A 20,199-nucleotide genomic window follows, 5' to 3' on the forward strand; every position below is an offset into this window, starting at 1 on the left:
TTTTGTAAATTTGCCTGCGTTTATAAGCGCAACATGACACATACAACAAAATATATATTTGTAACCGGTGGGGTTACATCTTCATTAGGAAAAGGTATTATAGCAGCATCACTTGCAAAGCTATTACAGGCTCAAGGATATAGGGTTACTATTCAAAAATTAGATCCATATATAAATGTAGATCCAGGAACGTTAAATCCTTATGAACACGGTGAGTGTTATGTAACGGAAGATGGTGCCGAAACCGATTTAGATTTAGGTCATTACGAACGTTTTTTAAACGTACCAACCAGTCAAGCAAATAATGTAACTACTGGTCGTATTTATCAAAGTGTCATTCAAAAAGAACGTCGCGGAGAGTTTTTAGGTAAAACAGTTCAGGTGGTTCCTCATATTACCGATGAAATTAAAGAGCGTATTCAAATTTTAGGAAAGTCTGGAGATTATGATATTGTTATTACTGAAATAGGAGGTACTGTTGGAGATATTGAGTCATTACCATATATTGAAGCCGTACGTCAATTACGATGGGATTTAGGAGAAAATAATGGTATTGTTATTCACTTAACGTTAGTACCTTACTTATCTGCCGCAGGCGAATTAAAAACGAAGCCAACACAGCATAGTGTTAAAACACTTATGGAAAGTGGAGTGCAAGCAGATATTTTAGTTTGTAGAACAGAACATAATTTACCAAAAGATTTACGTCGAAAATTAGCTTTATTCTGTAATGTTAAGGAAGAAGCCGTTATACAATCTATTGATGCATCTACTATTTATGATGTGCCTAATTTAATGTTAGAAGAAGGCTTAGATAAAGTGGTTCTTAAACAATTAGGTTTAAATAGTTCGGTACCAGATATTTCTATATGGAATAAGTTTGTACACCGTTATAAAAACCCAAAAACCGAGGTTACTATTGGGTTAATTGGTAAATATGTAGAATTACAAGATTCTTATAAATCTATTTTAGAAGCTTTTATTCATGCAGGAGCAGAAAATGAAGTTAAAGTTAATATAGAATCTATACATTCTGAGTATTTAAATGATGATAATATAAAACTTAAACTAGGGCATTTAGATGGTGTTTTAGTAGCTCCTGGTTTTGGAGAACGTGGTATAGAAGGAAAAATAACAGCTATTAAGTTTGTGCGTGAAAACAATATTCCATTTTTAGGAATTTGTTTAGGCATGCAAATGGCAGTTATAGAGTTTGCTAGAAATGTGTTAAACATTGAAGATGCAAATTCTACCGAAATGGACGAGAATACAAAGAACCCTGTCATTGATTTAATGGAAGATCAAAAAACAATAACAGACAAAGGAGGAACTATGCGTTTAGGAGCATGGGCTTGCGATTTAAAAACAGGTAGTAAAGTACGTGATATATATAAGGTAGAAAGTATTAAAGAGCGTCACAGACATCGTTATGAGTTTAATAGTGAATTTAAAGAGCAAATGGAAACTGCAGGTTTGTTAGCAACTGGTTTAAATCCAGATACAGACTTGGTAGAGATAGTAGAGATTCCAGATCATCCTTGGTTTGTAGCTGTTCAGTATCACCCAGAATATAAAAGTACAGTGGCGAATCCACATCCGTTATTTGTAGCGTTTGTTAAGGCAGCATTGAGCTCTAAAAAGAAGTAAGCTAATGCCAGAATGTCACAAAATTAAAATTGGATACATTTTTGACATAAGCATAACAATATATATTTAAAAAGACCTGTTAGGTTTACAAGACTTGACAGGTCTAAAATTTGAAATACATGGAAGAAAAGAAATTAGACATTAATTCGATAATAGGGTTTGTACTTATTTTCGGAATTTTAGCTTATATGCTTTGGCAAAACCAGCCAACACCAGAAGAACTTGAGGCGCAAGAAAAAGCAAAACAGGAACAGGTTGAGGCAGAACAAAAAAGTAAAGCTCAAGAGCAAACAAAAGTTGTAACTGCCAATGATTTTGTAGTTGGCTCGCAAGTCGATTCTCTTCAACAAATTAAACTACAAAATAAATTAGGTGCTTTTGCTTATTCAGCAATTCACTCAACTAATAAAGAAACGGTCGTTGAAAGTGATTTATTGGCTTTAAAATTTAGTAATAAAGGAGGTTACCTTTCTGAAGTAAAATTAAAACAGTTTGTAAATTACGATTCGGTGCCAATTTATTTAATAAAAGATAATAATGCGTCTTTCAATATTAATTTTGGAACTTCGGATAGCCGAATTTTAAATACTAAAGATTTACCATTTATACCAACTGTTACTAAAAACGGAGATATTACTATAATTTCTATGAAGTTAAAAGCTTCAGAAACTAAGTTCTTAGAATTCCGTTATGAGTTAAAAGAAGGTGATTATATGATGGGATTCACCGTGCGTTCTCAAGGATTAGGAGATGTTATAAATCAATCTCAAGCTATTAATTTAGATTGGAACCTTAAAGGATATCGTCATGCAAAAAGTATTTCTTATGAAAATAGATACACAGATATACATTACGATCATGAAAATGGAAAAGCTGATTATACAGGCGCAAGAGATGCAGATGAAGAACTAGAAGATGTGTCTTGGATAGGGTTTAAACAACATTTCTTTTCATCTGTATTATTAACTGATTCGCCATTTAAAACAGCAAATATAAAAGCTGAGAATTTAGTAAAAGATGAAGATGTTGATACACTTTATACTAAGAATTTTGAAGCTACAATACCTTTGCAATTACAAGGTGGAGAAATTAATCAATCAATGGATTTGTATTATGGACCTAACGAATACAAAACATTGCATGCTTATAATAGAAATTTAGATGAAATTGTACCATTTGGTTGGGGTATTTTTGGTCTTATTAACCGCTATCTATTTATGCCGTTTTTCGCATTTTTAGGAGGCTTTTTACCTTACGGAATTGCTATTATAGTTATGACAATTTCTATAAAACTGTTAATGTCTTTTGTACAATATAAGCAGTTTTTATCACAAGCAAAACTTAAAATTCTAAAACCAGAATTAGATGCCATTCGTGAAAAGCATAAAAACAATAAAATGAAAGCGCAACAAGAAACAATGGCGTTGCAAACTAAAGCAGGAGCAAGCCCAATGGCAGGATGTTTGCCAGCTTTAATTCAGTTGCCAGTGTTTTATGCATTATTCCAATTTTTTCCATCGGCTTTTGATTTAAGACAAAAAAGCTTCTTGTGGGCAGATGATTTATCTTCATATGATACTATTTATGAATTCCCTCCAGGGTGGAGTATTCCATTTTACGGAGACCACGTAAGTTTGTTCCCGTTATTAGCGTCTATTGCAATTTTCTTCTATATGCGTTTAACAACAGGACAAAATATGCAAGCACAACCACAACAAGAAGGGATGCCAGATATGGGTAAAATGATGAAGTATATGATGTACTTCTCTCCAATAATGATGTTGTTTTTCTTTAATAACTACGCATCAGGATTAAGTTTGTATTACTTTATTTCAAACTTAATTAGTATCGGAATTATTTTAGTTATTAAGAATTATATTCTTGATGAAGATAAAATTCATGCTCAAATTCAAGAGAAAAAGAAACAGCCTAAAAAGCAGAATAAGTTTCAAAAGAAAATGGCTGAAATGATGGAGCAGGCAGAGCAGCAAAAGCAAGCACAAAAAAAACGTAAATAATTACGATTGCATATTAAAAAAAAAGCTGTCATTAATTATAATGGCAGCTTTTTTTTATATACAATTTGAAAATAATATTTTCGTTTATATTTTACTATTTTATATCAATTCTATTTTAATATTATGAAGTTTATAGCTTTTAGTTTTCAGTTATTATTCACTACTATAATTACTGCTCAAAGTATTAATCAATTTGATGCAGAAGGAAAACGAGATGGTGTTTGGAAAAAAACATTTGATAATACGAAAGTATTAAGATATGAAGGTGCCTTTTTCCATGGAAAAGAAGTGGGGTTATTTAAGTTTTACAAGAACGTAAATGGTAAAGCTGTTTTGGCTGCTACCAGACAATTTAATGAAAGTAATACTATAGTTGATGCAAAGTTTTATTCATCTAAAGGAAAGCTTATTAGTGAAGGGCAAATGGATGATAAAATATATATTGGTACTTGGAAATATTATCAAAAAAACTCAGATGCCTTATTAATTTTAGAGCATTATGATAATTTTGGCAAACTTGATGGAGAGCGTTTTGTGTATTATAAAAACGGACAAATAGCAGAGAAACAGTTTTATAAAGCAGGAAAATTAGAAGGCGAATCATTTTTGTATTCAGAAGAAAACAAGGTTTTAAAATCCTTTGTTTATGTTAATGGTGAGTTACACGGTATATCTAAATATTATAGTCCTGATGGAGGTTTATTAGTAGAAGGCAATTATAAAAGAGGTAAAAAAGATGGCGTTTGGAAATATTATGAAAATGGTGTTTTAAAAGAAGAAAAAGATTTTACCTATAAACCTAAATATAAAAAGAAAACTCCTTAATAATTTAAGGAGCCTTCTTTTTCATAAACAATTTTTAATGAGTATTAATAATTGTCTACAATTATAAAAAACCAAACAAATTTAATTTATTAATTAGCAGCAGGTAATAAAACTTGATCAATTACGTGTACTACACCATTTGTTGCCAATACATTTAATAAGCTACCAACTAATCCAGCAGGAGGATTTGTTCCTGCAGCATCTTGAATTGTTAAAGTATCTAAATCTATTACTACATTTTGTCCATTTAGCATGGGAGCTTGTAAATCATCTGTTAAATCTGTAGAAAATATATATGCATTTGGCTCAACAACATGGTGCGTTAATATGCCAGCTACTGCTGTTGGGTCAGTATCGTTTATAACAGCCTCAGTTAAACCAGCAGCTATAAAAGCGGCATCAGTTGGTGCAAATACTGTGTATGGACCATCTCCAGAAAAGAAATTAGCTAAACCTGCTCTTCCTAAAGCGGCAGCTAATAATGTAAATTCTCCAGGTGTACCAGAAGCAAATCCAGCAACAATTTCATTTATAGTTTGAGTTGGTGGTACTAATGTTCTATCAATTACATGTACAATCCCGTTTGAACCAGGTATGTTTGTTGCTACTACAGTTGTAGTTCCGTTTATTGAAACTGCACCTCCTGCATTAGTAACATAAATATTCCCTCCTAAAGTTTGTACTTCAGCAGCAGCAATACCTGAGACAGGTAGCATATCTTTCATAACTGTTCCATCAACTACGTGGTAAGCCAATACAGCATCTACAATGTCTGCTACGGCTGATAAATCGGTAATTCCAGCAGCAGTAAAAGCATCATTAGTTGGAGCAAATAAAGTTAAACCATTATCATTCGGCCCGTTACTTAATAAAAGTTCTAATATACTAGGGTCAGCAGCTTGTACAGCAGCTATTAAAGTTGTAAAATCTTTATTAAAATAAGCAGGAGCGACTATAGTACCAACAATTGGTAGAATAGATGGTGGAACCATAACACTATCAATTATATGTACTACACCATTTGTGCCTATGGCATCAACCAAAATTACTTGAGCATTAGCTATAGAAACACCATTACTGTCTGCAACTACATCAGCATTTTCTCCGTTAGCCATTGTTATTGTGCCACTTGTTACAGCACTTGCTTCAAGAGCTGCAGATGCAAAAACATGATATTGTAAAACGTTTTTAAGTACATCTTCTGGAATATCATTAATATCGGTTTGACCAAGAGCTGTTAGTAAATCATCAAAGGCATCGTTATTTGGTGCAAAAACTGTAAAATTACCATCACCACTTAGTAAAGTTATTAAATCAGGATAGTTTGTTAGAGCTGCTTCCAGTTTAGATAATTGCGGAGTTGCTTGTGCTAACTCTACAATGTTGTTAGTTGGTATAAATTCGATAATATCATCGTCATCATTACATGATGTTAACATGATTAATCCAATTAAAAGGATAGATAATTTTTTAAAATTTTTCATAATATTTTTATTTAGCTTTAATATTGTTTAACAAAAATATAAAATAATTAAACAAAAAACCAAATATTGTTTAATTATTTTTTAAAAAAAATCAACAAAATAAATTTTTGTTGATTTTAAAGAACGGATTTTTCATTAACAAACAAATCAATTATATGTATATTTGCATCTTAATTTTTCATGATGAAACGAGTTATTATTGGTCTTTCAGGAGGTGTAGATTCTAGTGTTGCAGCATATTTGTTACAGCAGCAAGGATATGAAGTTATAGGTTTGTTTATGAAAAACTGGCATGATGACTCTGTTACTATTTCTAATGAGTGTCCATGGTTAGATGATAGTAACGATGCTATGTTGGTGGCTGAAAAATTAGGAATCCCTTTTCAAACGGTAGATTTAAGTGAGCAATATAAGGAGCGTATAGTAGATTATATGTTTAATGAATATGAAAAGGGGAGAACACCTAACCCTGATGTGCTTTGTAATAGAGAGATAAAGTTTGATGTCTTTATGAAAATTGCCTTAGAGCTTGGAGCAGATTATGTTGCGACAGGGCATTATTGCAGGAAGGGAACGATTCAAAAGGACGGAAATGAAACATATCAATTATTAGCAGGTGTTGATGATAATAAGGATCAATCTTATTTTTTATGTCAGTTGTCACAAGAACAATTAGCTAAGTCGTTATTTCCTATTGGTGAGTTAACAAAACCCGAAGTTCGTGAAATAGCTATGGAACTAGATTTAGTTACCGCAGAAAAGAAAGATTCTCAAGGACTTTGTTTTATTGGTAAGGTGAAATTACCTGATTTTCTTCAGCAGCAATTAAAGCCAAAACAAGGTATTATCGTTGAAATACCTAGTGATATAGATGTTTATAATCAAGACGAACCTCAATTTGATTCAGAAGAAGAAAAATTAAAATACTTATCACGTAAAATTGATTACAATGTAGATTTAGGAAAAGTAGTTGGTAAACATCAAGGGGCGCATTATTTTACAAAAGGACAACGAAAAGGGTTGGCTGTTGGTGGTACTATTGAACCATTATTTGTTATTGATACCGATGTAAAAGAAAATGTTATTTATACAGGTCAAGGAAAAAATCATCCAGGTTTATATAAAAAAGCCTTGTTTATAACCAATGAAGAATTGCATTGGGTGCGTACAGATTTAGCTTTAAATAGTAATGAAACAATGCCCGTTACGGCAAGAATTCGTTATAGACAAACTTTAGAAAAAGCAACGTTACATAAAGTTGAAAGTGGTTTGTATATTGAATTTGAAAATGTTCAATCTGCTATAACAGAAGGGCAATTTGCAGCTTGGTATTTAGAAGATGAGTTAGTAGGTTCGGGAGTAATTTCATAACTTGCAATAACTTAAATTTATTTTAATGAAAGGGAATTTGTTTCTTTTATTTGTGTTATGTTTTCAATTTGCACTTTTAGCTCAACAAGATGCATGGGTTTATTTTTCAGATAAGCAGAATGTAGCTACATCTATAGCTAACCCTATTTCTATTTTATCTCAAAAAGCTATTGATAGAAAAGCATTATATGGCGTTATTATTGATGAACGCGATGTTCCTGTAAATGAATCTTATATATATCAGTTAAAAATAACTAAAGGAATTACTGTATTAGCTAAATCAAAGTGGTTTAATGCTATTCATGTTAGAGGATTAGAGGCGGATATAAATGCGCTTGCAAGTTTAAGTTTTGTAAATTATATTGATTTTGCTGATAAAAATTTAAATACATCTAAACAGGTTAAGCAAAAAAAGGAATCTAAATTTCAAGAAACTTTTACGGTCTTTAATTATGGGAATACTGCTAATCAAATTGAAATGTTTAATGGCGATCAATTGCATCTTATAGATTATACAGGAACAGGAATGACAGTTGCAGTTTTAGATTCAGGTTTTCCAAATGTGAATATAATGTCTTCTTTTCAGAGGTTAAGAAATTCAGGTCTTATATTGGGGAATTATGATTTTGTAAATAGAGAGGAGGATGTATTTGCAAACACCAAAGATAATCATGGTACATGGGTATTAAGTACTATGGCTGGTTATGTAGAAAATGAATATGTAGGTACGGCTCCAGATGCATCTTATTATTTGTTTATAACAGAAGATGTTCTTAATGAAAACCCCGTAGAAGAAAGTTATTGGGTTGAAGCAGTTGAAAGAGCAGATAGTTTAGGAGTTGATGTAATAAATACATCTTTAGGATATGGTAGCTTTTATGACAATGCTAATTATAACTATAATGTTTCTGATTATGATGGGCAATCAATATATATGACAAAAGCTGCTAATATTGCCTTTGAGAAAGGGATGTTATTAGTTGTGTCAGCAGGTAATGAAGGGAGCTTAGGTGTTAATAGTCCTGCAGATTCTCCAAATGTACTATCAATTGGAGCTGTAAATTCTACTGGACGCTATGCTTCTTTTAGTTCAGAAGGAAGTGCAATACAGCCTACTCAAAAACCAGATGTTGCTGCTCAAGGACAAGCGAGTTACGTAATTAACCCAAATGATGTAATTGGAACGCTTAATGGTACTTCGTTCAGTTCTCCAATTATTGCTGGTGGCATAACATGCTTATGGCAGGCTTTGCCTAATAAAACCAATGCAGAAATCATGCAATTAGTCAGAGAATCTGCTTCCCAATACAATAATCCTGATTATTTTTTAGGTTATGGTATTCCAGATTTACAATTAGCTCTAAATACAGCACTATCTGTTAATGATGTTAAAGGAGGTGGTGATTTAAGAGTTTATCCAAATCCAACCACAGGAAAAATATTTTTTAAATTTCCTGATAGAGAAGAAGAGTTATCTGTTTCTGTTTATGATATTTTAGGAAAGGAAGTAAAGGAAGTAGTTCTTACAACTGTTTCTAATCAAATAGATTTGTCATCATTACCTAGAGGTATCTATCTTTCAAAAATTGAATCCAAAAAATTCTCTAAAACAATAAAGCTTGTTAAAAATTAAATGACTAATAAAATTACAACACTATTTAATATAAAGTATCCCATTGTTCAGGCAGGTATGGTTTGGAATAGTGGATGGAGATTAGCTTCGGCATCTAGTAATTCGGGAATATTGGGTTTAATTGGAGCAGGTTCTATGTATCCTGAAGTTTTAAGAGAACATATACAAAAATGCAAAAAAGCTACTGATAAGCCTTTTGGTGTTAACGTACCTATGTTATATCCTAATATCCAAGAAATTATGGATATTATTATTGAAGAAGGGATTAAAATTGTTTTCACTTCTGCTGGAAATCCTAAAACTTGGACGTCTTGGTTGCAAGAACGTTGTGTTACTGTTGTTCATGTGGTGAGCAGTGTCAAGTTTGCATTAAAAGCACAAGAAGCAGGTGTAGATGCTATAGTAGCTGAAGGTTTTGAAGCTGGTGGTCATAATGGACGAGATGAAACCACTACGCTGACACTTATACCAATGGTAAGAGAGCAAATTATAATTCCTTTAATAGCTGCAGGTGGTATTGCAACAGGAAGAGCTATGTTAGCTTGTATGGTTTTGGGTGCCGATGGCGTACAAATTGGAAGTAGGTTTGTAGCAAGTGAAGAAAGCTCTGCGCATCAGGCTTTTAAAAAAGTTGTTATAGATGCAAAAGAAGGCGATACCCAGTTAACTTTGAAAGAATTAGCGCCTGTACGTTTAATTAAGAATAAGTTTTATAATGATGTTCAGCAACTTTATAAAGCAGGTGCAACACCAGAGCAACTTAAACAATTATTGGGACGAGCACGTGCTAAAAAGGGAATGTTTGAAGGTGATTTAGATGAAGGAGAATTGGAAATCGGTCAAATTTCTGGGTTAATACATAATATAAAACCTGTTGCTCAAATTGTTGATGATATAATTAAAGAGTTTGAATATGTAAAAAAAAATCACTTAGCTTTTTAAGTTTAATTATAAATTTAAAAGTAAAAAATGTTAAATATGAAATTTTTTTTTAAAAGACTATTAGTTTATTTTAATTTTTCAGTCAAAAAAAAAATTAATAATAATTATTTCAAAGTTCCTATTTTATCAGGTCTAGGAGTCTCCAATTTGTTCTTACAGGAATTGTGGATGATTGAATTACTTGGCAGAATAGTTAATATTGGTGTAGTTAAGTTTGTAGATATAGGTGCTAATATTGGTCAAACACTTTTAAAAGTAAAGAGTGTCGATAGAGAAATTGAATACATTGGTTTTGAACCAAATCAAAATTGTATATATTATTTAAGAAAACTTATTAATAAAAATTTATTTAAAAATGTTATTTTAATTCCTGTTGGGATTTCTACAGAAACAACATTAGAAGAATTAAATTTTTATAGTGTAAGTGATACTGATCCTTCAGCTTCTATAATAAAAGACTTTAGAAAAACGAGTGTTGTAAAAAAAGAATATATCTCTTTATTCAACGTAATTGATTTAAAAACAATTATTAATTTTAATGAGACGTCAATTATAAAAATTGATGTTGAAGGATCTGAATTAGAAGTTCTTGAAAGTTTTTTTGAAATTATAAAGAAAAATAATCCATTAATATTAATAGAAATATTACCGATTTATTCTGAAAAACAAAATCCGAACAGGCTTAAAAGACAAAATAAAATTGAAGAAATTCTAAAGGATTTAAAATATTCTATATTTAGAATTAATAAAAGTAAAAACAAACTTTTAGGAATAACTCAAGTTGATGATATTGGAATTCACTCTAATTTAAATCATTGTGATTATATATTTGTGCCCAGTACAAAAAGATCTAAATTTTCAGGTTGTTTTAAATCATAATTACTTGTTAAAATTTAATTTAATAAAAAAAGAAGGAAATTACTTTCCTCCTTTTTAATATCGAAACGATAAACTTTAATATTTAAAATCCCTTAATAAATGAAAAGTTAAATGTTTCTATATGTGGTATATACCTTTTTTAAGACTGTTTTTTTTAAGCTGAACAAATATAAGAAAAAACTGTTGTTTTTGTTGGAGCAAGTTATTCTAAGTTATTAACAATTAAAAGATTAAATAGAAGTTAAAAGCTTATTTATAAATTATAAAATGCAAAGTTTTAAAGTTATTTTTGCCAAATGCAATTAACTGATTATACAAAAGAATTTAAATACAATTGGCAACTAGCCGCACCTGTTATGTTAGGTATGCTTGGGCATACTTTTGTTAGTTTTATTGATAATATAATGGTTGGTCAATTAGGAACAGCCGAACTAGCAGCAGTATCATTGGGTAACAGTTTTATGTTTATAGCCATGTCTTTAGGAATTGGTTTTTCAACAGCTATAACACCTTTAATAGCAGAAGCAGATGGCGCTCAGGATTTTGTAAAGGGTAAATCGTTTTTTAAACACGGGTTGTTTTTATGCACTGTTTTAGGTGTGTTATTGTTTTTGTTAGTGTTTTTTGCAAAACCTATTATGTACTTAATGAAACAGCCTTTAGAGGTTGTAGAATTAGCAATTCCGTATTTAGATTTGGTAGCATTTTCGTTAATTCCTTTAATCATTTTTCAAGGTTTTAAACAGTTTAGTGATGGATTGTCTATGACACGCTATCCTATGTATGCTACTATTTTAGGGAATATTATAAACATATTTTTAAATTATTTATTGATTTTTGGGAAATTCGGATTTCCAGAATTGGGTATTGTAGGAGCTGCTTACGGCACCTTGGCATCAAGAATAATAATGGTTTGGCACTTATGGTTTTTGTTAAAACGTAAAGAAAAATCGAAAGCTTATGTTACCAATATTAAGTTTTTTGTTTTAGATAAATTACAGCTTAAAAAATTACTTAATTTTGGAGCACCTAGTGCGATGCAAATGTTTTTTGAAGTGGCCATTTTTACAGCTGCCATATGGTTAAGTGGTTTGCTTGGTAAAAACCCACAGGCAGCAAACCAAATAGCCTTAAACTTGTCTTCTATGACTTTTATGGTAGCTATGGGTTTAAGTGTTGCATCTATGGTTAGAGTAGGAAACCAAAAAGGATTGAAAAACTATGTTGAGCTAAGGCGTATTGCCTTTTCTATTTTCCTTTTGGGGATTATATTAGCGACTTGTTTTGCAATTTTATTTTTTGCATTTCATGAGTATTTACCAAAAGTGTATGTAGATTTTGATGATGCTGAAAATTTATTAGATAATACAGAAGTAGTAAGTATAGCTTCTAAACTATTAATTGCAGCAGCTATTTTTCAAATAAGTGATAGTATACAAGTATTGGTTTTAGGTGCTTTACGTGGTTTGCAAGATGTAAAAATACCAACCGTAATTACTTTTGTTTCTTATTGGCTTATTGGTTTTCCTATAAGTTGGTTTTTAGGAAAAGAAGATGCTTATGGTAGCTTTGGTATTTGGTTAGGTTTGCTTTCTGGTTTAACAACTGCCGCTATTTTATTGTATATTCGATTTAATTATTTAACTAAAAAGTTAATTTTGTCAAACAATTAAAAAATAAAAATGACACTCCCAAAATTTATATTAGGCGATAACACCGAATACCCAAATGCTATTTTTGTTATTCACACCGAATTTCCTAGATTTATTATTAATCTTGAAGACGATGAAGTAGAATGGTTTGAAGATTTTAATGATGAAGATCAAGAAGAACTTGAAAAAGAAACTGAAAATGCTATAAAATTGGCTACCGATTTTTATGATAATGAAATCGCTAAATACGATGAATAAATTGCGTTAGGGTTTATCTATAGGTTTATAGGAGAGTACCTAAAAATAAATTAATAAATGATAGAAGAACTTTTAAAATACGATACCGAACTTTTTTTATTTTTAAATAATTTAGGATCTGAAACTTGGGATGGACTCTGGCTTGTAATTACAGATAAACTTACCTTTATTCCTTTGTATGCCTTGTTGTTATTTTTGCTGTATAAAAAATACGGATTAAAATCGTTATTAGTTTTTGTTATAACAGTGGCATTAATGATAACTTTTACAGACCAGATTACCAATGTTTTTAAGCGTGGTTTTCAACGTCTTAGACCTTGTGGTAATACAGATATAATAGATCAGATGCGTTTTATTGCAGTGCGGTGTGGAAAGTATGGTTTCTTTTCTGGGCATTCGTCTAATTCTATGGCAGCTGCTGTTTTTGCTGGTTTAATGTTAAAGCCTTATTATAAAAACTTAATATTTATTTTATTATTTTGGAGTGCTGTTGTTGCCTATAGTAGAATTTATGTAGGAGTGCATTATCCTTTAGATATTCTTTGTGGATTAACGTTTGGAGCTATTTCTGGATTTCTATTTTATAAATTGGGGACTTATTTATTAAACAGATTTGTTAAGCAATAACTTGTAGCGCTTTATTTAAAATAGATATATTAATAGTGTTGTTGTTAATGCTATAAGATTCTCCGTCTATTTGTGTTTGAAATTTTATATTGTTTTTTTGCGATATTTTAATTTGTTTAGTTTGAAGATATTGAACGTCTTTGAGTAAGTTTTGTTTTTTTAAGAGCATTAAAAAACTAAGTAATAAAATTTTAAAAAGATTTGTTTTTGGTATTATTAAAACATCTAATAATCCATCTTGTAAAGACGCCTTAGGTGTTAAACTAATATTATACCCTAATTCGTTTGAGTTTGAGATAAAAACCATAAATGGCTTTATATTAAAATGCTTATTGTTTATTTCAATATTAGTTTCATGAAAACTGTTGGCATTTTTCAATGATTTAAAGAATGCTTTTATATAAGTAGAGAGATTTCTAGTTTTATAGGTTTCATAATGTTTTATAACTTGGGCATCGAATCCTATACCACAATTGCTGAAAAAATAAGAGTTATTAATAAAACCTGTATCTACTCTTTTTATGGTTTCAGTTTTAATTAGCGCTATTGCTTTATTTATGCATTTAGGAATATTTAGGTTAGACGCTAAGCCATTACCTGAGCCAATAGGAATAATGCCTAAAATTATATTTGTGTTTACAAGGCACCTAGCTACTTCGTTTATGGTGCCATCTCCTCCGCAAGCTACAACAATATTAGCGCCTTCATTAATAGACTCTTTTGTGAGTGTTGTGGCGTGTTTTTTGAATTTAGATTGTTTTATAACTAATGTATAATCCTTGGCGTTAAATTGTTTTTGGAGTAAAGTTTTATTTATTTTCTTATTACCAGAACCAGCAATGGGATTAACAATAAAATGGATGTTCTTCAAATAATTATTGTTTTAGTTTAAGGCCATTATTTCGGTATAGATAATCTGCTACTTGATAATATGATATGGTTTCTTCTAAAAAATCGGTTTCTAAAGGAATTTCTTTTAAACTATTATCTGTTTTGTCCCAAGTGTATAAATCAGTTTTTTGCTGATCTCCCAGAACCATCAATTTGTTATCTTTTAATAAACCAACTTTTCTGTAATTTCCAATAAAAGTTCTTCCTTCATTTTTTTCTTCTAAAATATTTTTTCCGAAAAAATTGCTAGAATAATTCCAATGTAACATGGAGAATAGTGTAGGAAATAAATCTATTTGAGAGCATAATTTGTCTATTTTTTCATGTTTTGTATTAGGAACATTAAAGATGAAAGCAGGAACATGATAATTTTGAACATCTAAAGTCCAACTTCCTGCACTACTAGCACAATGGTCTGACATTATTATGAAAATAGTGTTTTTGTACCAAGGTTTATTTTTTACTTTTTTTATAAATTCACCAATAGCATAATCTGTATATTTAACCGAACCATGCCTACCAGCTCCTGACGGTACATCTATTTTGTTTTCAGGGTACGTATAAGGTCTATGATTAGACGTAGTCATTACAAAATCGAAAAAGGGTTTACCTTCAATTGATGCTTTATCAGCTTCACTTATAACTTTATTATAAATATCGGTATCACAAACACCCCAAGCATTTTCAAATGTTACTTCGATATCTTCTATATTTGTGCGTTTTGTTTTTATATTAGAGTCTAATAAAAAACCACGTCCTCTATCAATAATGTTGAATCCACTAGTACCGAAAAAGGAGTTCATGTTATCAAAATAACCGTCACCTCCATAAAAAAAGTTGCGCTCATATCCTTGCTCTTTAAAAACTTCTCCAATTGTAAAAAGATTTTGACTATTATCTCTTTTTAAAATACTTCTTCCTGGAGTTGGAGGAATAGAAAGTGTTATAGCTTCCATACCACGAACAGTTCTTGTGCCAGTAGCAAAAAGATTAGTAAAAAATATACTATTATTAGCTAAAGAGTCTAAAACTGGTGTAATGTTTTGTTTGCTACCAAAGGTTTTAAGAAATGCGCCACTTAAACTTTCAACACAGATAAAAATGACGTTTGGTTTTTGAATTTCATTAATACTATCAGAATTCTTTATATTTCTAATAATTTCATGTTTTGTTTCATTTATATATGAATCATTAGTAGTTTTAATTTTATTTTTTACTACTCTAAAAGCTTTGTCATTATCAATAGTTTTGTAAAATTCTGTAAACGGGAATTCACTACTTCTAAACGCGGCAAAAAAAGAATAAATACCTGTTTTAGAAATTTCATTATTGTATCTGTTTTTAAATAGTTCAGCATCTTTATTATTAATAAATAAAGCAAAAACGGAAGCTATAATTATTAAAAAAATAGAAGGTGCTAATTTTGTTTTAAAAGGAGTGGTACTAGTAAACGTTTCTTTAAAAATACCTTTCTTTTTGATTGCTATAATGATTCCAAAAAGGATTAATAATATAAGTCCTATGAGTAAGGGCAAAGGATAAGATTCGTTAATGTTATTTACTACCTCATAAGTGTAAAGTAAGTAATCTACAGCAATGAAGTTGAATCTGCGTTTAAATTCTTCCCAAAAAGTAATTTCTGCAAAAAAGGAAAATAAAAATATAATTAGGCCTAAGGAAAATCCAAAATACGTTATTATTCTATCAAATAAAGTACCATATATTTTACTGGGGATGAGTAATAAATATATAATATATGGTATAGCGAAAAACGAAACGGTTCCAATATCGAATAAAAAGCCAATAGCAAAAGCACTTATTAATTTTAAAACAGAAGTATCAATTTCAGAGAAATTCCAGATTAAAAAAACTAATCTTACCAAAAAAGATAGTGTTATAAATATTGAAATGAATGTTTTTAGTAGAGAAAAACGTTTAGGAAAAAGAGTTAGTTTCATTATTGTAAATTAGTGAATTACTTTAAAGGAACAGATACTTTAATATCATCCCACGCCATAGTTAAAAACAATTTGTCTGTAGAATTGTCAAATGCAATTGTAAATTGTTCAACATCGTGGTTTAATTTTTCAACAGGTATATCGGCGTTTAAAACATCATAATTAGGGTCCCACATAGGTTTCATTTCGGAATCTACACCCCAAGAGTATTGTTTAGAATTAAATATAACGGTCCAAACAGAGTCTTTAGGTACCGTCCATAACGTGTATTTTCCAGGAGCTAATTGCAAGCCTGCAATTTCTAAAGGTTTATTGGTTTCAAAAGTGGTTGCTTCATTTGCACCAGTTCGCCATACTTTATTAAAAGGTACTAAGGCTCCAAATACTTCACGTCCTTTTTTATAAGGTCTATTGTAAAACACTTTAAGTTTTAAATCATTTAGTTCAAATTTTACCGTATCCTTAGGACTTAATCTTTTTTCGAAAATATTTTCAACAAAAGTGGAGTATAAAAATAAACCAAGTGCAATAAAAGATAAGATGATTAAAAGGCGTTTTAAAAAGGTGTTCATGTAAATGATTTAATTTAAGGTATAAAGATACTTTAAAATGTAATAATTAATAAAATTGAAACGTACATTTCTTTAATTTTGTTATAAGTCATTAAAAAAAAATATTTTTTTGCAACACTACAATTTTTTAATCGTCTTTATAATGAACTAACTAATAACCAAAAGTAAAACCGAGTATGTTTCAAGTTGACATTATTGAAAAATGTAAACAGAACAACCGAAAAGCACAAGTGCAGTTATACAACCAGTACTGCGACGGTATGTATGTTGTTGCTAAACGGTTTTTAAAAGATACTCATGATGCTGAAGATGTGGTGCAAGAAGCTTTTATAAAGGCTTTTACCAAATTACATCAATATAAAGCAGAAGTTACCTTTGGAGCTTGGTTAAAACGTATTGTTATTAATAAAAGTATCGATTTTTTAAAAACTAAAAAACAACTTGTTGAATTAGAAGAGGTGCACCTTAAAGTAATCGATAATGATAATAATGACAAATGGTTAGTAGATGATGAAATTACATTAAACGATGTAAAAAAGGCTATTAATAAATTACCAGAAAAATATCAATATGTGGTGATGCTTTATTTAATTGAAGGCTACGATCATCAAGAAATTTCAGAAATATTGAATATTTCTACAGTTGCATCTCGAACGCAATTATCTAGAGGAAGAACGAAATTACAAGAACTCTTAACACTTAAAAAAAATGGCACAAGATATTAGAGACTTATTTAAAGATGATAAAGTAACACATGAAGTTATGCCAGAAAATCATCAAGACCGATTTCTTGAAAAGTTAAATAAAGCTTTACCAAACGAAGTTAAAAATAAACCATTTAATTGGATGCGTATTGCAGCTAGCATTGTTTTGTTTTTAGGGTTAGGTTTTGGTGCTTATCATTATTTTCAGCCTCATATAGGAAATCCTCCATCAGTTGTATCAACCAATACTGTTGAAGCAAAAACACTGGGAGATGTGTCTCCTGGATTGAAGAAAGTGGAAGATTATTATTTAGCGAGCATCAATTTAGAATTGTCTAAAATGAAATATACACCAGAAACTAAAGATGTTTTTGATGGCTATTTACAGCAGTTAAATGAGTTAGATGAAGAGTACAAACGTTTATCACTTGAATTAACGGAGTCTGGACCAACGGAGTTGACTATTAATGCATTGATAGATAATTTAAAATTTCGTTTAAATCTTCTATATCGTTTAAGATCACAATTAAAAGAATTTAATACTTCGGAAACCAATGTTGAAGAAGTAAAACAAACGAGTTAAAAAATCAAAAAATGAACAAATCAATTATAAAAATCAAATTATTTATTTTAAGTTTTTTTGTTGCAGCAAGTATTTTTGCTCAACAAAAGTTAACTAAAGTATCGCAAACAATTAATGTTAATAAAGATGTAACAATCGATTTAAATACTAGCTATACCAATATTGTTTTTGATACTTGGAATAAGGGAAGTGTTGAAATTGAAGCTTATATAGAGGGAGAAGGATTAAGTAAAGAAGAGTTAGAGGAAGCTTTAAAATCATGGAATGTTGATGTTGATGCTTCTATAGATAATGTGTCAATTTCTACTAAGTCAAATAACTCAAATTATGTATGGAATTATAATGTTAATCATGGTGATAGCGATGTGGTACATGCGGTTTTAGATGAATTAAAATTTGTAATGGCAGATATACCTGGGATGCCAGAAATGCCAGAACTTCCTGAGGTGCCAGAAATGCCAGCATTACCAGAATTGCCGGAGGGTGTTAATAATGTTCAATTTGATTACGAGGCTTATCAAAAAGATGGTGAGAAATATTTAGAAAAGTATACACAGCAATTTGAATCTACTTTTGGTAAAGATTATGCAGAACAAATGGAAGCTTGGGGAGAAAAATTTGGAAAAGAATGGGGAGAAAAATATGGTAAGCAAATGGAAGCTTGGGGAGAACGTTTTGCTGAACAAATGGAAAAGAGAGCTCAAAGAATTGAACATCAAGTTCAACGAGTGGAAAAACAACGAGAGCTTGCAGAGAAAAGTAGAGAGCGGGTAGTGGTAGTACGTAAAGAGCATGAGAAAAAAAGAGAGAAATTAGAAAGTAAACGTCGTGTTTTAGTCGAGAAAATGGTTAACCGAGAATCTGGTAATTCTAAAGTTAAAAAAACGATTAGAATTAAAATACCTAAAGATGCAAAGTTAAAAGTGAATGTGCGCCATGGCGAACTAGAATTTGCTTCAAACATAGATAATTTAAAAGCAGATGTATCATATACAAAGTTTACAGCATATAGCATTAATGGAAGTTCAACTTCCATTAATGCTTCTTATTCACCAATTCATGTAAACAATTGGAATTTAGGTGAATTAAATTTAAAGTATATTGAAAAGGCAGATTTAGATAATGTAAAGAATATGGTTTTGAATTCTAATTCTTCAAATGTTACTATTGGTAATTTGTCAGGAAATGCTATTATTGATGGTAGTATTGGTGATTTGAAGATTTTAAAAATTGACGATGCATTTACTAATTTAAATATCATCATTCAAAATAGTGATGTTGTTATTACGCTTCCAAAAGTGGATTATAATTTACAATATAAAGGAACGCGTTCTTGTTTCTCTCATCCTAAAAAATCTTCAAAAGACAATGTATCTTCATTTTCTAATAATAATTTAGAAAGTAATAAAATGATTGTTGTAAATGCTAAGTATAGTAATGTAGAGATGAAATAGTACTTATCTGAATTCTATTAATTTAAAACAAAAAAAACGCCTAAAAAGGCGCTTTCTTAATTTTTAAGTATATGCTTTTCTAGATTTAAAACTGATAACGAATACCTAAAGCGATATCGAAATCTAAATCATTATTATCGTATAGGTCATCTCCAAAGCCTATTTCTGGTCTAAAATCAAGTGATAATAATAAAGGAATATCAAAACTATACTCTATACCAATATCTCCAGCAGCAAAAACAAAGGTGTCAGAGATGTCTTTTCCTCCGGGATTGTCAAAGCTAAAAGACCCAATACCTCCACCAGCACCAACATACCAGTTAAAAGCTCCGTCAAGAGGCATAACCCATTGGTATAAGCCTGTAAGTTTAAAACCGTCATAGTTATTTCCGTCTCTCCAGCCCAAATCTAATTCTAATCTATTATCAGCTCCTAAAGCACGTTGATATGAGATTTCAGCTCCTAATCCATCACTATCACCTAATCGTAATCCAATAGCGTTATCTGCTATATCTTGTGCATTCGATGCAAATACAAATCCGAATACGGCAAAGGATAATAAAAATAATTTTTTCATAAATTTTAAAGTTTTAGTTTAATAATATCTACGATCGTTTTATTTAAAAAGACCATTTTTTTGTTCACCGAGTTATTTTACAAAAATAACGCCAAAATTGTATTTATATTTAACATCTCATTAG

At 30.4% G+C, this 20,199-nt stretch carries 18 protein-coding genes; 13 read left to right on the forward strand and 5 right to left on the reverse strand.

Annotated features, from left to right (window positions below; genetic code table 11):
* Positions 1-33 precede the first annotated feature (33 nt).
* The 3 genes from pyrG to ACH5TW_RS04980 all read left to right on the forward strand — a co-directional run bounded on the left by pyrG (position 34) and on the right by ACH5TW_RS04980 (position 4,490).
* Positions 34-1,647 carry a CTP synthase gene (pyrG, locus tag ACH5TW_RS04970; protein ID WP_439335387.1) on the forward strand — a complete coding sequence of 538 codons (1,614 nt, stop codon included), beginning with the start codon at positions 34-36 and terminating at the stop codon, positions 1,645-1,647.
* A 119-nt stretch (positions 1,648-1,766) separates the two neighbouring features.
* Complete coding sequence (yidC, locus tag ACH5TW_RS04975; protein ID WP_439335388.1) at positions 1,767-3,665, forward strand: membrane protein insertase YidC; 1,899 nt, start codon at positions 1,767-1,769, stop codon at positions 3,663-3,665.
* A 123-nt stretch (positions 3,666-3,788) separates the two neighbouring features.
* Positions 3,789-4,490 carry a toxin-antitoxin system YwqK family antitoxin gene (locus ACH5TW_RS04980; protein ID WP_439335389.1) on the forward strand — a complete coding sequence of 234 codons (702 nt, stop codon included), beginning with the start codon at positions 3,789-3,791 and terminating at the stop codon, positions 4,488-4,490.
* A gap of 89 nt (positions 4,491-4,579) precedes the next feature.
* On the opposite strand, the gene ACH5TW_RS04985 is transcribed toward ACH5TW_RS04980, so the two are convergent.
* Positions 4,580-5,974, reverse strand: coding sequence for a fasciclin domain-containing protein (locus ACH5TW_RS04985; protein WP_439335390.1), 1,395 nt, complete (start codon positions 5,972-5,974; stop codon positions 4,580-4,582).
* A gap of 183 nt (positions 5,975-6,157) precedes the next feature.
* Here ACH5TW_RS04985 and mnmA point away from each other — a divergent pair, with 183 nt between their 5' ends.
* The 7 genes from mnmA (at position 6,158) to ACH5TW_RS05020 (ending at position 13,336) form a co-directional block, all read left to right on the forward strand.
* Positions 6,158-7,345: a tRNA 2-thiouridine(34) synthase MnmA gene (mnmA, locus tag ACH5TW_RS04990; protein WP_439335776.1), complete on the forward strand. Its 1,188-nt coding sequence runs from the start codon at positions 6,158-6,160 to the stop codon at positions 7,343-7,345.
* Between the two features lie 25 nt (positions 7,346-7,370).
* Positions 7,371-8,978 carry a S8 family serine peptidase gene (locus ACH5TW_RS04995; protein ID WP_439335391.1) on the forward strand — a complete coding sequence of 536 codons (1,608 nt, stop codon included), beginning with the start codon at positions 7,371-7,373 and terminating at the stop codon, positions 8,976-8,978.
* Positions 8,979-9,920: an NAD(P)H-dependent flavin oxidoreductase gene (locus ACH5TW_RS05000; protein ID WP_439335392.1), complete on the forward strand. Its 942-nt coding sequence runs from the start codon at positions 8,979-8,981 to the stop codon at positions 9,918-9,920.
* Between the two features lie 36 nt (positions 9,921-9,956).
* Positions 9,957-10,799, forward strand: a complete 843-nt coding sequence (locus ACH5TW_RS05005) for an FkbM family methyltransferase (protein WP_439335393.1) — start codon at positions 9,957-9,959, stop codon at positions 10,797-10,799.
* 296 nt (positions 10,800-11,095) lie between these two features.
* Entirely contained in the window at positions 11,096-12,472 is a 1,377-nt protein-coding gene (locus ACH5TW_RS05010) for an MATE family efflux transporter (protein WP_439335394.1), read from the forward strand.
* Positions 12,473-12,481: 9 nt separating this feature from the next.
* Entirely contained in the window at positions 12,482-12,709 is a 228-nt protein-coding gene (locus tag ACH5TW_RS05015; RefSeq protein ID WP_439335395.1) for a DUF8828 family protein, read from the forward strand.
* A gap of 57 nt (positions 12,710-12,766) precedes the next feature.
* Positions 12,767-13,336 (forward strand): phosphatase PAP2 family protein, encoded by a 570-nt coding sequence (locus ACH5TW_RS05020; RefSeq protein ID WP_439335396.1) that lies wholly within the window; start codon positions 12,767-12,769, stop codon positions 13,334-13,336.
* Here the strand turns inward: ACH5TW_RS05020 and ACH5TW_RS05025 are convergent.
* From ACH5TW_RS05025 to ACH5TW_RS05035, 3 genes are all read right to left on the reverse strand, one after another.
* Positions 13,326-14,207: a diacylglycerol/lipid kinase family protein gene (locus ACH5TW_RS05025; protein WP_439335397.1), complete on the reverse strand. Its 882-nt coding sequence runs from the start codon at positions 14,205-14,207 to the stop codon at positions 13,326-13,328. The two genes, ACH5TW_RS05020 and ACH5TW_RS05025, sit on opposite strands and share 11 nt — an antisense overlap.
* A gap of 4 nt (positions 14,208-14,211) precedes the next feature.
* Positions 14,212-16,110, reverse strand: coding sequence for an LTA synthase family protein (locus ACH5TW_RS05030; RefSeq protein ID WP_439335398.1), 1,899 nt, complete (start codon positions 16,108-16,110; stop codon positions 14,212-14,214).
* Positions 16,111-16,202: 92 nt separating this feature from the next.
* Positions 16,203-16,757, reverse strand: coding sequence for a DUF2911 domain-containing protein (locus ACH5TW_RS05035; protein WP_439335399.1), 555 nt, complete (start codon positions 16,755-16,757; stop codon positions 16,203-16,205).
* Between the two features lie 176 nt (positions 16,758-16,933).
* On the opposite strand from ACH5TW_RS05035, the gene ACH5TW_RS05040 reads away from it, so the two are divergent.
* Genes ACH5TW_RS05040 through ACH5TW_RS05050 form a run of 3 tightly spaced genes read left to right on the forward strand, consistent with a single transcriptional unit; the run spans position 16,934 to position 19,498 of the window.
* Positions 16,934-17,482, forward strand: a complete 549-nt coding sequence (locus tag ACH5TW_RS05040) for an RNA polymerase sigma factor (protein ID WP_439335400.1) — start codon at positions 16,934-16,936, stop codon at positions 17,480-17,482.
* Positions 17,466-18,044: a hypothetical protein gene (locus tag ACH5TW_RS05045; protein WP_439335401.1), complete on the forward strand. Its 579-nt coding sequence runs from the start codon at positions 17,466-17,468 to the stop codon at positions 18,042-18,044. Before ACH5TW_RS05040 ends, ACH5TW_RS05045 begins: the two co-directional genes overlap by 17 nt.
* A gap of 11 nt (positions 18,045-18,055) precedes the next feature.
* On the forward strand, positions 18,056-19,498 hold the full coding sequence (locus tag ACH5TW_RS05050) for a KIAA2012 family protein (RefSeq protein ID WP_439335402.1): 1,443 nt from the start codon (positions 18,056-18,058) through the stop codon (positions 19,496-19,498).
* Positions 19,499-19,583: 85 nt separating this feature from the next.
* Here ACH5TW_RS05050 and ACH5TW_RS05055 read toward each other — a convergent pair whose 3' ends face one another.
* Complete coding sequence (locus ACH5TW_RS05055; protein WP_439335403.1) at positions 19,584-20,075, reverse strand: hypothetical protein; 492 nt, start codon at positions 20,073-20,075, stop codon at positions 19,584-19,586.
* Between the last annotated feature and the right edge of the window lie 124 nt (positions 20,076-20,199).

It is taken from the genome of Thalassobellus sediminis (genome assembly GCF_044386045.1).
Lineage (GTDB): Bacteria > Bacteroidota > Bacteroidia > Flavobacteriales > Flavobacteriaceae > Thalassobellus > Thalassobellus sediminis.